Consider the following 14,431-nt stretch of genomic DNA (forward strand, 5'->3'; position numbering starts at 1 on the left):
TCTTGTTATTTGTTATTATAAAGTAATGTCTAAACCAGCCATAAATGTGCGGGCCTGAGGGTAAATGCCCATATCGATACCACCACTTATTTCGGGGTCATAACCTTTGTAACCGGTAATAGTTACCAGGTTGTTGCTACTTAAAAATACTCTTACCTTTTTAACATCTGCGGATTTTAACCAGCTTTGTGGCAGGTTATATCCCAACTGCAAGGTTTTAATACGGAAGTAAGCACCATTTTGCAGGTAAAAGTTTGATGGGTTTTTAAAATTCTGGTTTGGATCAGCATCGGTTAAACGAGGATAGTTGCTATTTGCATTTTCTGGCGTCCATGCGTTTACAGCCGCGATAGGATAATTTGCCGAAGCGATATCTAAACGGCGGTAAGCCTGGTAAATTTTATTACCCCAAACACCCTGACCAAATATTTTTATGTCAAAGTTTTTGTAGCTGGCGTTAAAGTTTACACCATAAGTAAAGGTAGGCAGCGGATTGCCCAGGAATTTACGATCTGACGCGGTTATTTTACCATCACCATCTACATCAGCCCATTTAAAATCACCTGGTTTAGCATTAGGCTGTATTAACTGGCCATTTTTAGTATAAGCGTTAATTTCTGCCTGTGAGTGGAATACACCCAGCTCCTGGAAGCCATAGAACGCACCCACCGGCTGACCAACAGCAGTACGGCCAATTTCATAGGTGGAGCTTTGTACACTACCTACAGTAAAGTAGTTTATCTGATTACCCAGGCTGGTTACTTCGTTGTGATTATAAGATATGTTACCACCTACGTTATATTTAAAATCACCTACTTTGCCGGTATATCCCAGGCTTAACTCCACACCCTTGTTTTCCATATCACCAACATTGGCAAATGGTTGGCCGCTAAAACCGGCATAAGTTGGTAACTGCACATTTTGCAGCATACCTTTGGTCAGCTTTCTGTAAACATCAAAGGTTACGCTCAAGTTATTGAACAAGGTAGCATCAAAACCGAGATCAGCAGTACGGGTTTCTTCCCATTTCAAATCCGGGTTGGCCGGAGCATTAGGGCTGTAACCAACAATCAGGTTATCATTACCAAATACATAATTACGACCGCTACCAATAGTTGCAGCATAGGCAAAATCGCCAACAGCCATTTCATTACCTACAATACCGTATGAACCACGTAGTTTAATAAAATCAACAAAGGTATTTTTCGGGAACCAGTCTTCTCGGCTGATTACGTAACCAGCTTCGGCTGATGGGAACGTACCGTAAACATTGTTACTACCAAACCTTGATGAACCATCGCGGCGGATGATACCTATGAACAGGTATTTTTGATCATAATCATAAGTCACCCTGCCAAAGTACGAAGCCAATGTGTGTGGTTGAGCTATGATACCAGTAGCTATCCTGTTAGCTGCCGGTAAAGCGAACCCGGTTGAAGCGTCGGCAAATGAATTTACCGGTTCACCAATGAATGTGCCACCTAAGCCCGATGACGTTATTTTCTGTGCACTGGTACCTACTAAAGCAGATAAATTGTGCTTACCGAATGAACGGGTATAAGTAGCTGTATTATCCCAGTTCCATGACAGGTTTCTGTCGTTTTCCTGATACTGTGAAGTGCTTGAAAGGTTGCTTGTACTTGAATTTAGATAATAAAGTGGGGTAAATCCATCCTGCCCATAATATGATTGTTTGGCACCTATCTGTGTACGGATCTTTAAACCCTCAATCGGTTCAATCTCAGCAAAAGCATTACCCAGGAGATTGGTCGCATAGTTGTAATTACCTACCCGGGTTTGAGCGTATGCAAAAGGGTTGGTGATCTCCTGCGATACATAGTTGGATATACCATACGGCAATCCCTGTGCATTTCTTACTATGTAATTGGCCTGATCGGTATAAACAGACGCGTTTGGTTGGGCACCGATATCACTTACTGTTACCGGGGTAAGCGGATCAAGGTTTAAAGCAGAACTAAGTGGACCGCCAAATACACTATTGGTATTACCTACACTCTTATTTCGGTTATAAGAATAGGTGAAATTTTCACCAATAGTGAACCATTTTTTTACTTTATAAGTAGTATTGGTTGTAAAGTTGAATTTCTTGTAATCAGAAATATCAGGCATTACGATACCTTTTTGATCAAGATAACCAAAAGAAGTATAGTAAGTAACTTTATCAGTAGCGCCGCTGATATTCAGGTTATGATTCTGAATCAGAGCATTGTTACTGAAAATCTCATTTTGCCAGTTGGTACCCGCGCCTAATGATCCCGGATTGGTGAATATAGGAGCTTTGCCATCGTTAACCTGTGCTTCATTTCTTAAAGTGGCATACTGTGATGCATTGGCCAATTTAACCTTGCTTACCGGCCCCTGAAAACCTATATAGCCGTTATAGCTAATTACAGCATCACCTTTTTTACCTTTTTTGGTAGTGATGAGGATAACGCCATTTGATGAACGAGAACCGTAGATAGCTGCGGATGCATCCTTCAAAACCTCCGTTGATTCAACATCATTAGGGTTCAATAACGATATGTCATCAACAACAACTCCGTCAACAACATATAACGGATCGCTGTTTATTCTTGATGTAACACCTCTTACACGTATTTGCGGAGCGGCACCAGGCTGACCGGAGCTTTGTACAACGCTTACCCCACTAACGCGGCCTCTTAAAGCATCGTCAATACGAGTTACCTGTTGGTCTTGTATATCGGCAGCTTTAACACTGCTGATAGCACCTGTAACGGTAGCTTTCTTTTGTGTACCGTAACCAACCACAACAACCTCGTTCAGGTTTTTAACGTTTTCAACAAGGGTTATGGTAATGTTAGTTTGGTTGCCAACAGTTATCTCCTGGTTATTATAACCAATATAAGCTACCACCAATACAGATGACGGACCAGCTACGTTCAGTTTAAAGTTACCATTCAAATCTGTTGACACGCCATTTGTGGTGCCTTTTTCAAGGATGCTGGCTCCAATAATAGGCTGACCGCTTTGGTCAACAATCTTACCAGTTATTGGCGTTGCAGCAATATCTGTTTCTGTATTTGCCGGAGTGGTTACAGGAACCGGAACTGTTTCATCAACGGGGCTGGCTTTGCCTAAAACAATCCTGCCCTGCAGTACTTCATAGCTTATACCTTTACTTTTTAATACTTCGTCAAGCACATTTTTAAGCGACTCGTTTTTCATGTTAACAGAAACTTTCTGAGTGCCGTTGATAGCTGTGCTGCTGTATATAAACTTAACATTATCATTCTTTTGCAAATGAGTTAATACATCAACCAGGGTGGTATTATTTAATGATATACTTACCTTTTTATCAAGTATACCCTGGGCACTCAAGGTGTTTGAGTATGCCATACCGGTTAACATGGTTGATATCAGAATTTGTATAAATGTTATCCTCATGATTTGATACCAGGGAATGGGTGTTCGTAAACGAAATTTCATATATTTGTTATGTTTCTTTTTAAAAATGAGACAATTAACGCCCCGCCACCATTAAAAATGGTGTCAATTGATTTGGGCTAATCTGAACTTAGGAGTGGTCGTAACACTTCTAAGTTTTTTTATTTATACCAGTTTTCTTGCTGGCTTATAACTGATTTTTAGGCTTTTGTTCTCTCTTTCATTCAATCATGGGTTTGGTTAATAGTTGGTTTATTTAAGTTCGATAGTGTTATTTTTTATTTCGTAATCAATACTTAACGATTTATTAAGCGCCTCAAGAACATCGGGCAGGTTAAAGCCCGTAAAATCTGCGTTAAGCATATAGCGGTTCAATTTTTCGTTGGCTACAACAATGTGTGTTTTATACCTCGCGTTTAGTACAGGTACAATATCCTTCATCAGTTTATTATCAAATAACAAATCCTCGTGGTTCCATATTTTAAGCGTGGTTTCATCAGATTTGGTGATAGGCTTCAATGTATGATCATGCACAGAGTACACCGCCTTCTGATGCGGATACAGCATCACATCCCCGTTTTCTATATTTAACCGGGTGTTGTTTACGCTCTGTTTGGTTTTAATACTCACAGATACTTTACCAGTTACTACCGCCACATCAGCCTCACTGCTTTGCCCATTATCACGCACCCGGAAACTTGTTCCCCAAACTTTGGTAATAATAGAATGACTACTGATTATAAAAGGGCGTTCTGGATTTTTAGTGACCTCAAAAAAGCATTCGCCCGACATGAAAACCATACGTGCCGATGCCGCAAACCTCTTGGGATATTTTAATTGGGCATTAGGGTTTAACCAAACTGTACTGCCATCGGGAAGTTTTGATTTATAAATACGGTGGGAGTTATTGGTAATAGACACCATTTCCTGCTGATTGCTGGCCAGCGTATCTTGGGTACCCGTATTTGTTTTACGGAATAAACCTATCATAATAGCTATCAATAGCATGGCAGCTACTGCACCTACCCATAACCAGGTATTACTTCTGTTATTTATTATCGGCGCGTCCTGATCATTTACAGCATCTATATTGCTCAGTATACTGTTATATATTTTTTCTTCCAACTCTTTTTGTTGAGAGGCGTTCAGAGCCGAAGTATAATTAGTATCATGTTCAAATGATTGGTACCATTGTTTTACCAGGTTAGCTTCATCATCCGTGCATTCGCCATTAATATACCTTTCCAGTAATTCAATAGATAGATGTTCTTTCATGAAAAGAAAAAAATTCGGTTTATACTATGATTGACGTTTGAGAAAGACACATCCCTTAGTCGGTTTGAAACTTTTTATTAAAAAATTATTTTAGTAATAAAAACAGCATAAGGGTAAGATAGTGGGTAAGGGTAAGCCTTATTTGTTTTAAGGCTTTGGTGAGATGCTGTTCTACCGTTTTCTCGGATATCCCCAGGTAGGTGGCTATTTCCTTATTGCTTTTGTGTTCTTTACGGCTCAATTCAAATACCGAGCGGCATTTGTCGGGCAGGTGGCTTATTTCCTCATCAATGGTATAAACCAGGTCTTTTAACATGATGGAATCTACGGTTGAGTTATCAACCTCCGTATGTACAACTTTAAAGGCCTCTTTATACTTTGATCGCACCAATTCCTTACGATAGATGTCAATAACCTGGTTAGCTATTGCCGAATGCAGGTATGCGCCTATAGTAGTGTTGATTTGCAGTACTTGTCTTTTTGTCCAAAGATTAGTAAAAAGTTCCTGTACAACCTCTTCGGCCAATTCTCTGTTCTTTAGCCTCTTGTATGCTTCATCAAATAATTTTTTCCAGTACCGGGAGTATATCTCACGGAACGCACCAAGCCTGTCTTGCTTCAGCAACCGTATCAGTTCCTCTTCGGACAGTTCTTCTGTGAAATCAATCATAACTTAGGTAACAGCAGGTTAATAGGATGTAATTAAAATATTAACCAATCGACAAAACTGAAAAAAAATCAACAACCTACCAAGTCTTGATTGTAATAGTTTCGTTGATTTTTTATTTTTCACCGTAACATTTTAGTTATTAAAAATTTACAAAGTGTTATTAAAACACTTTGCTGTATAAAAACGGACTTGCAACTATATTATTATTTACTCGTCTAACAGCAATCAAAAGCAACATAATTGCATTTATTAATTATATTTGTTTAAATTTAAACAGACTGAAAAATGAGCGTAATAGCAGCAAAGCCAGTTACTATAATCACTGGTTTTCTCGGCGCCGGTAAAACCACTTTCCTGAACAGACTAATAGCCTATCGAAATACCGAAAAACTCGCCGTGATTGAAAATGAATTTGGTCAGGAAGGGATAGATGGTCAACTGGTTATTTGCGCTGATGATAAGCTGTTTGAACTCAGCAATGGCTGCTTGTGCTGCACTTTGAATGAAGACTTCTACTCGCTGCTGGAAGTGTTATGGGAAGGCCGCGAAGAGTTTGATGAGTTGGTGATAGAAACCACTGGTATAGCAAATCCTGCATCGGTAGCGGCGCCCTTTCTTACCAATGCCAATGTGCCTTACTATTACAAACTTAAACGGGTAATATGCCTGGTAGATGCCCGTAACATTGAACAACAACTGCGCGAAACCGATGAGGCGCGCAACCAGATCAGCTTTAGTGATATTTTACTCATCACTAAAACAGACATGATCGACACTGAGCAATTGGCTCATATCGAAAAACTTTTAAAAGGTATTAATCCCTTAGCAACTGTATTATCAGGCCATCGGGAATGTTACCCTTTTGCTGAAATTTACCAGGCTGTACGTCAGGCAGTAGTTGATGTTAAACTGTCTAAGGCTGCTAATCGAACCTTTGCGTTACAGCGTCATCAACATGGCGATCTGGTTTCATTAAGCTTTAATTTTAACGAGCCTTTCGACTTACAATTACTCTCACATAGATTAACAGTTTTCCTTAACTTTCAGGCTAAAGATGTTTACCGCGTAAAAGGCATTTTTAACATTCATGATCAACCCAAAAAAATAATCATCCAATCGGTTATGAATGATCTGGCTGTTGCTGCCGGCGATGCCTGGGCTGATAATACGGAAAAGAACAGCCGTATTGTATTTATTGGTAAAAACTTAAACCCTGCCGGGTTTGAAAAAATGTTGAAACAATGCTTATATCGACACATTTAAACATCTACGGGTATATTACCTGGGATGCTAATCCCAACATTTTCGACCTCGGCTTTTATGCGCTGCGTTGGTATTCCGTATTATTTTTAGGTGGTTTTGTATTGAGTTACCTAATTGTTAAACACCGTTTTAAAACCGCCCTTGTTAACCCGTACCTGCTTGATAGGCTTACTATCTATACAGTAGCCGGCACACTTGTGGGCGCCCGGCTGGGTCATTGTCTGTTTTACGACTGGGGCTATTATCATTCGCATCTAATAGAAATAATTTTACCTTTTCAGTTCACACCTCATTTTAAAATCACCGGTTATCAGGGATTGGCCAGTCATGGTGGTGGCATTGGTATCTTTATAGCACTTTGGCTTTACCATCGCAAGTACCATAAGGATATAAACCTGTTGTGGGTTATGGATCAACTGGCTTTAGTTGTTCCGCTGGCGGGATGTTTTATCAGATTGGGCAATTTGATGAACTCCGAAATTATCGGCCGGCCCACGGAGTTAAGCTGGGCATTTATTTTTGTCAGAGATGATGGCGTTCCCCGGCATCCGGCACAACTTTATGAAGCATTGGCATATCTTGGTATTTTTATCTTGCTGAACTTAGCAGCCAAATACTGGTCATCAAAAAATGGTTTTTTACTGGGACTATTTTTGATATTAATATTTACAGCGAGATTCCTGTTAGAAGACCTAAAAGAAGATCAGGTGGCTTTTGAAGCCTATATGTCATTAAATATGGGGCAACTATTAAGCATTCCTTTTATTATAGCAGGCATTATTCTAATGGTCATTAAAAGCGGAAAGAAAACCATAATTCCAGATAAGATAGAAGCGATATAAAAATAGTGCAGGAGCAACAACATTACGATCATTATTTAAGTTTATCATACTATTGGTTTTAAAAAATTTAAATATAATTATTGTCTATTAAGTCCTTGTTGATAAACGCTCCTGCTGCAGTACCCAACGCTACTGACATAGATATCGCTCGCATAGGCGTGGTGTTGTCACCGGCCGCATAAATCCCCGATATATTGGTACGCCCGAAACTATCTACGTTAATATAACCTGCATCGGTCAGGTCGCATCCCAGTTTCATGGGCAAGTCGCAATGCTGTATAAAGGCCGGTCGGTTATATAAAGCATTTAGCAAATAGATGCTGTCATTTTCCAATGATATGCCTTTGGCTTGACCGTTTTCATGTACAATTTCCCTGACCTTGTTTTCCTCAATATGAATATTACGGGATTTTAACTGCTTCACCTGTTCCATACTTAATGTTGATGCTCCGTTGGTAAACAATGTGATATCTTTTGTCCAGTTATTAATAAGTTTCACATACTCATAACCCACATCACCATTTCCTAAAATACCTGTTGGTTGTTGCCGCACTTCGTAACCGTGACAATACGGACAATGTATTACAGAGATTCCCCAGCATTCAGAAAAACCAGGTATATCCGGCATAATATCTTTTATTCCTGTAGCAAAAAGCAGCTTCTTGCCAAAATACTTTTTACCTGATAACGTCTGTATGCGAAAACCATCTTCTTTTGTAGTAGCTTCTATTGCAGTATCAAAAATCAGCTTAACTGTGTCATACATAGTGAGCTGTTCCAGGGCTATTTGAGTGATAGCCGCCGGCGTTTCCCCGTCACGGGTTAAAAAATTATGTGAATGAGGTGTTTGCAGGTTACAAGGCTTACCAGAGTCGATCACTAAAACTCTGCGGAGTGCCCGCCCTAAAGAAGTAGCAGCGGAGAGCCCCGCGTAGCTACCACCTATAATTATTACGTCAAAATCTGTTTCGAAACTATTCATCACTTTCATCTTCATTATTTCGGGTTTAAAATTAATGAAGAATAACATTAAATGCAACTTTATTGCATTTAATGCCGAGTTAAGCTGTTAGAATAGAGACAGCATGTCTTTATGGCTCATTGTTTTAATTAAATACCTGAAACCGAATATTACGATTTATCTGATCTGCCTCCTTGGATATAAGCCTGTTTCCAGTAAGCTTCGATATTTTCCAATGAACGGCCTTTGGTTTCGGGAATGAGTTTAAAAGTAAGCCATAATGCAGGTGAACAGCAAAGGGCGAATAGCCAAAATGTCCATGAGGAACCCAAACCTTCTAATAACATAGGTGTTAGCTGCCCTACTAAAAAATTACCTATCCACAACGATAGTGTAGCCAAGGCCATCGCCTTTCCCCTGATGGCATTAGGAAATATTTCGCCTACAACTACCCAGCAAACCGGCCCAAAAGAGAATGCGAAACAAGATATAAATGTTATTATAAAGATCAATATCCACGGCCCGGTAGTTATTCCTAATGCAAACAAAGTTCCGATAATGAGTAATGAAATAACAGCGCCGCCAATACCTGTAAACAGTAAGGGTCTGCGTCCCCATATATCAATGGTAAAAATGGCCACAAAAGTAAATATTACGTTAACCAAACCTATAGTTACCTGGCCGCCAAGTGCATTATTTAGCGTGAAACCCGCCTGCTCCAAAATCCTGGGGCCATAATAAATTACCGCATTAATACCACATACCTGCGACAGAAAGGGTAGCAGTAATCCTATCCATAAAGCCCTCCGATAAACCGGCGTAAATAGTTCTTTAATAGAGCCGCCTTCATTATTTTTGTTCAACGCTTTAAAAGCATCCATTTCCTTCTGCGCCATCTCGGTTCCATCAATTTTTGTGAGCACTGTTATTGCCTTTTGCTCCTGCCCTTTTAATAATAACCAGCGTGGCGACTCGGGCACTAAAAACAAACAGATCAAAAATATACCAGCGGGCAATGCCCCCAATCCTAACATACCGCGCCAAACCTCGGCCGAAAATATTTTACTGATATCAGCATTGTTAAACACATCGGTGGCATGATTTGCCAGATAAGCGTTTGAAAAATAAGCCAGTACAATGCCAATGGTTAAGGCGAGCTGATATAACGATACCATCATTCCACGGAGACGTGATGGCGAGAATTCTGAAATATACAAAGGTGATACCATAGAAGCTACACCAATGCCCAAACCGCCAATTAATCTAAATATAATTAAAGTGGTAAATGAGCCTGATAGCATACAACCTAAAGCCGATGCCAGGAAAAGCACCGCCGAAATGATCAGTACGATTTTGCGGCCATATTTATCGCTTAATTTACCGGAAAGGCTAACGCCTATGATACAACCTAACAGCGCACAACTTACAAACCAGCCCTCGCTAACCGCGTTTAAGTTAAAGTTATGCTTAACCAAACTTACCGTCCCTGAAATTACAGCGGTATCAAAACCAAATAAAAACCCACCAAGGGCAGCCACAAGGCATACCAGATAAAGATAGATCTTGCCCGGTTTTGCGGCCGTAATATCAATCACTTCACTCATTTTAAAAAGGCTTTAATCACCTTTGCGCGGCTTTTACCCAGGTTGGTTAATTTATATGATTGTGCCGCTGCCGGCACAACAAAGGTTTCGGCGTAAGCAAAAGTTTGTTTGGTTCCGTTAGCTGTTTTTATGGTAATGGCCGATCCTTCAACCAACATCATTACATGGCATTGGTTATGGGTTTCAATGGTGAACTCTTTGTCAAATTCTATCCGGTGTACATCATAAAAATGTTCCTGATGCGTTGGCAAATGTACCAGTTGCCAGTCTTCGCCTTGCCATATAACCTCTTGTTTGGAAATAAGCTCTGTTTTTACTTTTTCACCTTTAAGCTCAAAATTGAGGTTATTAAAAGCATGCTCAATGTTAATCGGGCGCGGGTTACCGTCAAGATCGAGCCTTAGCCAATCGTACATCTTAAAGGTAAAAATATAGGGTGTAGCGCTAATCTCCAGCACCAGGTTATCAGCTCCTGCACTATGTACGGTACCGTTTGGGATCAGGAACAGGTCGTGTTTTTTGGCTGCATGTGCCTGAACATAATTTGTAATCGCCACCTCCTTGTTATCATGCTGACTGGTTTCCAATACCGATCTAAATTCTTCGGGCTGAATACTTTCCTGAAAACCAAGATAAACCTCGGCCTTATCCTTGCAATCCAGTATGTAGTAAGTCTCGTCTTGGGTTATAGTCTCACCAAAATTCTCCTGTATATATTTTAGCGAAGGATGACATTGGATAGATAAATTGCCTCCACCATAGGTATCCAAAAAGTCAAACCGGATAGGGAACTCATCGCCAAACTTTTGAGCGTGCAGGCCCAGCACCTCTTGCTGGTTATTAAACATCAGGAAATCAAAAGATACTTCAAGCAAATAACCGTCGCTTTCAAATACCAATCCATTCTCCGGCACAATCAATTCAAACGACCAGGCATAATTAACTACATCTTTATTGATGTTTTTGATGTGCTCCTGTATCCAATGACCACCCCATGCTCCAGGTTCAAACCAGGGCCTAACTCTGATCACCGACCGGCTAAGATCATCCAGACCATCTATGAAATCGGCTTTGTACATCCAGTTAATATCATCTGTCCATTGCCCGTCTGCTATAACGTCAATTTTATTAAGTATTTGTTTTTTATGATTGTTCAGTAAAACCCAGTCAACAAAGTAAAAACGTTTGTACATGTAAAATGGCTCGTTAGCTTCATGAGCGCCTATGTTGGTTATAACGCCTGCCCGCATCCTGAATTGCACTTCATTTTTGGGCAGGTCGATATAAATTACGGGCGCATCCCAGTTGCTTAATGCCGCTCCCGGACCTATCATTATATTAAGATCCACAGCCTTACCGGATAACTGTTCCGTTAATTTATCCAGTTCAAACAGATCACGAAGGGTTAGGGTACATTTGGTTCCCCAAACAGCATCGGGAGCTCCCAAAAAAGGTTCAATTGAATTCTCAATTTCTTGCTGCGACCTTAAATATGCTGAAGTTTCTACCCAGTTAACTGTTAATCCTTCTTCTGCAAAATGTTTATTTAAGGCTTCCTTTATTGCATTCCAGAAAACACCTGCATATCCATCAATAATTACAGTTTTTTTCCCGATGATGTACCGGGCTAATGAATGATATCCGTTAAAAATCTTTCCTCCTTCTAATGAACTTACCGGATAAACATTATATTCATCCTGTGCAATGCTGCTGTTATTTGTTAATCTTACAGGCATTAAAAATTGTGAAGTTTTCCGGAGCTTTTCGTTGGCAGATTTACCCCAACCGGATGTATTTGTATAGTTTAGATTGACATTCATTTATTTGTAATAATGTACGTACATATTTATCTGAGTGTATAAGAATCTTAAAAGAGCTTCATCACCAAATAAACATTCGTAACCAGTCGACTTATGATATATTATGTACAAACATATAAATAAATTTATCATACAAGTAATTTCCAATTAACTTATTTTTGTACTTGAAAATAATAATTGCCGAATACTAAAAACTGTTTCGGTACGTCTTTATGTAGCAACAAATAAACTTGTTGAATAAAATGGCTATTATTGTAATTTACACTAATAAATGAAATACGCTATAGATCATAAAAGTCCTATCCCTTTACACGTACAGGCCGAAGCCCTTTTAAGAACGTTGATAGCAGAAGAAGAGTACCAGGAAGGTAAACTTTTGCCAAACGAGGTAGATCTGGCCAAAAAGCTGGCTATATCACGTACCACTTTAAGACAAGCCATCAACAAACTGGTTTTTGAAGGATTACTGGTGCGTAAAAAAAGATTCGGCACCAAGGTTGCGCAGGCTGCAGTTAGCTCAAAATCAAACAACTGGTTAAGCTTTTCGCAGGAAATGGCTTTAAGAGGAATCCCGATCAAGAACTTTGAATTGCACGTTACCTGGGTATTTCCAGATGAGGCGCTGGCAAAGTTTTTCGAAATAAAAACAGACCGCAAAATATTAAAAATGGAACGAGTAAGAGGTCGTACTGATGAGCCATTTGTTTATTTCGCTTCCTATTTCCATCCGCGTGTTGGCCTTACGGGCGATGAGGATTTTAAAAGACCATTATATGAAATGCTGGAGCAGGATCATTCTGTTATAGCTACCTTGTCAAAAGAAGAGATCAGTGCAAAATCAGCTAATACCTTTATTGCCGAAAAATTGAGAGTAGCCGTTGGCAGTCCGGTACTGTTTAGAAAAAGATTTGTTTTTGATCAAGGCGAAAGGCCAATTGAATATAATTTGGGATACTATAAAGCTGATAGCTTTGTATACACCGTAGAGAGCACCCGTTAAAGGCCTGCCACATCATTTAATTTGATGCCTGACTCATCAAATTAAATTTCCATATCACATCACTTTGTTTATTTTTCAGGCGGTCAGTCATATCCAGATCTTATATTACGTACGAGGCCGCTTAGGGTTAAATGCTACCAAATAGGTTAGCTCTTCATTCAAAACATTCCGCGTTCCTTCTTTATGATTTTCCTGGTAATTCGGCTGATTGAGTCTTGATTTAATGGTATGAAAGACCTGTAATAATATCTCCGGGAATATCCTGGCTGCAATTGTTGGATAATAATCTTTCTGGATTTTTATTCGTTCGATATCCGTAGCCATACTTAATTCCCAGTTATCTTCTCCTTTAAAACCATGTTCTTTGGCAGTATTTAATAAATCGAACATATACATGCGGGTTTGTTTTTCTATAGCTTGCTTGTCTATTATCATGGTTTACTTGTTTTACTTGTTTACAACAGCACCGGCAATTCATGATACAATAACATTGTTTTTAACAAGAAGGCAAACAATTGTTTTACTCATTTTGATGATGATGTTGGTATTATTTTATTAGCTAAAACTTAATTATCACCGTATTGGATAATGGCAATGCCTAAGAATTTATTAATGGCATGGAAGGAATTGCTTAAAGGTAAGCATATTTTATTGCATCAGCGGTTTTAATTTAACCAGTAGTATAAAAACAAAATGCGCTCCGGGTTTTACCCGGAACACAATGCTTTAGTTGGAGACTTTGGTTAATTGCCTGTTTGCTTTTGATATGTATAATTCCGGATTTTGGCATTGGTTTCATACCATGCCCAAAAACAGGAGAGAAAAAACCCGGTAAAGCCGTCTTTGTACCCCCTTGCAGATATAAAACTGTTACGGAACGACCGGAAAGGCTGCAAAGCTATTTCACGTGGTGTGCTACGGATCCCATTCTTAAAGCGAGCCTCTCCTTCGTTACGCAAATACCGGGAATGTTTTTCAAAAAGTTTCCGGTAACTTATCATCCAGTAATGATGAATAAAGTTTTTCCCTTTAAAAACAATATCAAAAGTAGTGTAACCATCTTTTACTTTTCGCCCCAGATGAATAAGTTCCCGAAATTCAAAGCGATTATGATTCACCAGTAATATTCTCCTGTTTATACCACCCCAGTTAGTGCCGTAAAGTCGTTTTCCTTTAAAATAAAATATCCATGGCGAACTAATGGCTCCAACGTTATCCAGCGATACGCCACCCTTAAAAATATGGTGAATTTCATTAACCAGCTCTTCACTCAGCACCTCATCCGGATCGGTGATCAACACCCATTCATGTTTTGTTGACCTGGAGTATTTAGCGTGTATCCACTCGCAGCTATCTACCCGGGCATGATCAATTACCTTAGCGCCAAACCGTAAAGCTATTTCTTTAGAATCATCTTCAGAGCCCAGGTCAAAATATAAGATCTCATCACAGAATGACAAGGGTTTTAAGGCTTGTTTCAATAACCGGGCTTCATTATACCCTACAATAATGGCAGAAACAGGCAATTTATCAATCATAATCAGGCTGGCGATAGCGAACTAAAGTAATA

At 39.5% G+C, this 14,431-nt stretch carries 11 protein-coding genes; 3 read left to right on the forward strand and 8 right to left on the reverse strand.

Annotation, left to right across the window (positions count from 1 at the left end):
- Positions 1 to 15: 15 nt before the first annotated feature.
- The 3 genes from AB6735_RS05530 to AB6735_RS05540 form a co-directional block, all read right to left on the reverse strand.
- The gene (locus AB6735_RS05530; RefSeq protein ID WP_370994856.1) at positions 16 to 3,426 is read right to left on the reverse strand and encodes a TonB-dependent receptor; all 3,411 of its coding nucleotides are present in this window, start codon (positions 3,424 to 3,426) and stop codon (positions 16 to 18) included.
- Positions 3,427 to 3,678: 252 nt separating this feature from the next.
- Complete coding sequence (locus tag AB6735_RS05535; protein WP_370994857.1) at positions 3,679 to 4,701, reverse strand: FecR family protein; 1,023 nt, start codon at positions 4,699 to 4,701, stop codon at positions 3,679 to 3,681.
- Between the two features lie 85 nt (positions 4,702 to 4,786).
- Positions 4,787 to 5,371: an RNA polymerase sigma-70 factor gene (locus AB6735_RS05540; RefSeq protein ID WP_370994858.1), complete on the reverse strand. Its 585-nt coding sequence runs from the start codon at positions 5,369 to 5,371 to the stop codon at positions 4,787 to 4,789.
- A 285-nt stretch (positions 5,372 to 5,656) separates the two neighbouring features.
- Here AB6735_RS05540 and AB6735_RS05545 point away from each other — a divergent pair, with 285 nt between their 5' ends.
- Both AB6735_RS05545 and lgt read left to right on the forward strand, forming a co-directional pair.
- Positions 5,657 to 6,634, forward strand: a complete 978-nt coding sequence (locus tag AB6735_RS05545) for a GTP-binding protein (RefSeq protein WP_370994859.1) — start codon at positions 5,657 to 5,659, stop codon at positions 6,632 to 6,634.
- The gene (gene lgt, locus AB6735_RS05550; protein ID WP_370994860.1) at positions 6,613 to 7,476 is read left to right on the forward strand and encodes a prolipoprotein diacylglyceryl transferase; all 864 of its coding nucleotides are present in this window, start codon (positions 6,613 to 6,615) and stop codon (positions 7,474 to 7,476) included. Before AB6735_RS05545 ends, lgt begins: the two co-directional genes overlap by 22 nt.
- A 67-nt stretch (positions 7,477 to 7,543) precedes the next feature.
- Here lgt and AB6735_RS05555 read toward each other — a convergent pair whose 3' ends face one another.
- From AB6735_RS05555 to AB6735_RS05565, 3 genes are all read right to left on the reverse strand, one after another.
- Positions 7,544 to 8,473, reverse strand: a complete 930-nt coding sequence (locus tag AB6735_RS05555; protein WP_370994861.1) for an NAD(P)/FAD-dependent oxidoreductase — start codon at positions 8,471 to 8,473, stop codon at positions 7,544 to 7,546.
- A 134-nt stretch (positions 8,474 to 8,607) separates the two neighbouring features.
- Positions 8,608 to 10,041 carry a sugar porter family MFS transporter gene (locus tag AB6735_RS05560; RefSeq protein ID WP_370994862.1) on the reverse strand — a complete coding sequence of 478 codons (1,434 nt, stop codon included), beginning with the start codon at positions 10,039 to 10,041 and terminating at the stop codon, positions 8,608 to 8,610.
- Positions 10,038 to 11,861 (reverse strand): class I mannose-6-phosphate isomerase, encoded by a 1,824-nt coding sequence (locus tag AB6735_RS05565; RefSeq protein WP_370994863.1) that lies wholly within the window; start codon positions 11,859 to 11,861, stop codon positions 10,038 to 10,040. The genes AB6735_RS05560 and AB6735_RS05565 overlap by 4 nt, the downstream gene beginning before the upstream one ends.
- A gap of 271 nt (positions 11,862 to 12,132) precedes the next feature.
- Between AB6735_RS05565 and AB6735_RS05570 the strand changes: the two genes are divergently transcribed.
- Entirely contained in the window at positions 12,133 to 12,861 is a 729-nt protein-coding gene (locus AB6735_RS05570) for a GntR family transcriptional regulator (RefSeq protein ID WP_370994864.1), read from the forward strand.
- Positions 12,862 to 12,966: 105 nt separating this feature from the next.
- Here AB6735_RS05570 and AB6735_RS05575 read toward each other — a convergent pair whose 3' ends face one another.
- Both AB6735_RS05575 and AB6735_RS05580 read right to left on the reverse strand, forming a co-directional pair.
- Positions 12,967 to 13,296, reverse strand: a complete 330-nt coding sequence (locus tag AB6735_RS05575) for a hypothetical protein (protein ID WP_370994865.1) — start codon at positions 13,294 to 13,296, stop codon at positions 12,967 to 12,969.
- A 308-nt stretch (positions 13,297 to 13,604) separates the two neighbouring features.
- Positions 13,605 to 14,399 (reverse strand): hypothetical protein, encoded by a 795-nt coding sequence (locus AB6735_RS05580; protein ID WP_370994867.1) that lies wholly within the window; start codon positions 14,397 to 14,399, stop codon positions 13,605 to 13,607.
- Between the last annotated feature and the right edge of the window lie 32 nt (positions 14,400 to 14,431).

Origin of the sequence: Mucilaginibacter sp. RCC_168, assembly GCF_041355315.1 — a bacterium.
Taxonomy (GTDB): domain Bacteria; phylum Bacteroidota; class Bacteroidia; order Sphingobacteriales; family Sphingobacteriaceae; genus Mucilaginibacter.

Coding starts and splice junctions, on each gene's coding strand:
- lgt (WP_370994860.1), top strand. CDS start 6,613: ATGCTTATATCGACACATTTAAACATCTACGGGTATATTACCTGGGAT.
- AB6735_RS05580 (WP_370994867.1), bottom strand. CDS start 14,399: ATGATTGATAAATTGCCTGTTTCTGCCATTATTGTAGGGTATAATGAA.
- AB6735_RS05560 (WP_370994862.1), bottom strand. CDS start 10,041: ATGAGTGAAGTGATTGATATTACGGCCGCAAAACCGGGCAAGATCTAT.
- AB6735_RS05535 (WP_370994857.1), bottom strand. CDS start 4,701: ATGAAAGAACATCTATCTATTGAATTACTGGAAAGGTATATTAATGGC.
- AB6735_RS05570 (WP_370994864.1), top strand. CDS start 12,133: ATGAAATACGCTATAGATCATAAAAGTCCTATCCCTTTACACGTACAG.
- AB6735_RS05555 (WP_370994861.1), bottom strand. CDS start 8,473: ATGAAGATGAAAGTGATGAATAGTTTCGAAACAGATTTTGACGTAATA.
- AB6735_RS05540 (WP_370994858.1), bottom strand. CDS start 5,371: ATGATTGATTTCACAGAAGAACTGTCCGAAGAGGAACTGATACGGTTG.
- AB6735_RS05565 (WP_370994863.1), bottom strand. CDS start 11,861: ATGAATGTCAATCTAAACTATACAAATACATCCGGTTGGGGTAAATCT.
- AB6735_RS05545 (WP_370994859.1), top strand. CDS start 5,657: ATGAGCGTAATAGCAGCAAAGCCAGTTACTATAATCACTGGTTTTCTC.
- AB6735_RS05530 (WP_370994856.1), bottom strand. CDS start 3,426: ATGAGGATAACATTTATACAAATTCTGATATCAACCATGTTAACCGGT.
- AB6735_RS05575 (WP_370994865.1), bottom strand. CDS start 13,296: ATGATAATAGACAAGCAAGCTATAGAAAAACAAACCCGCATGTATATG.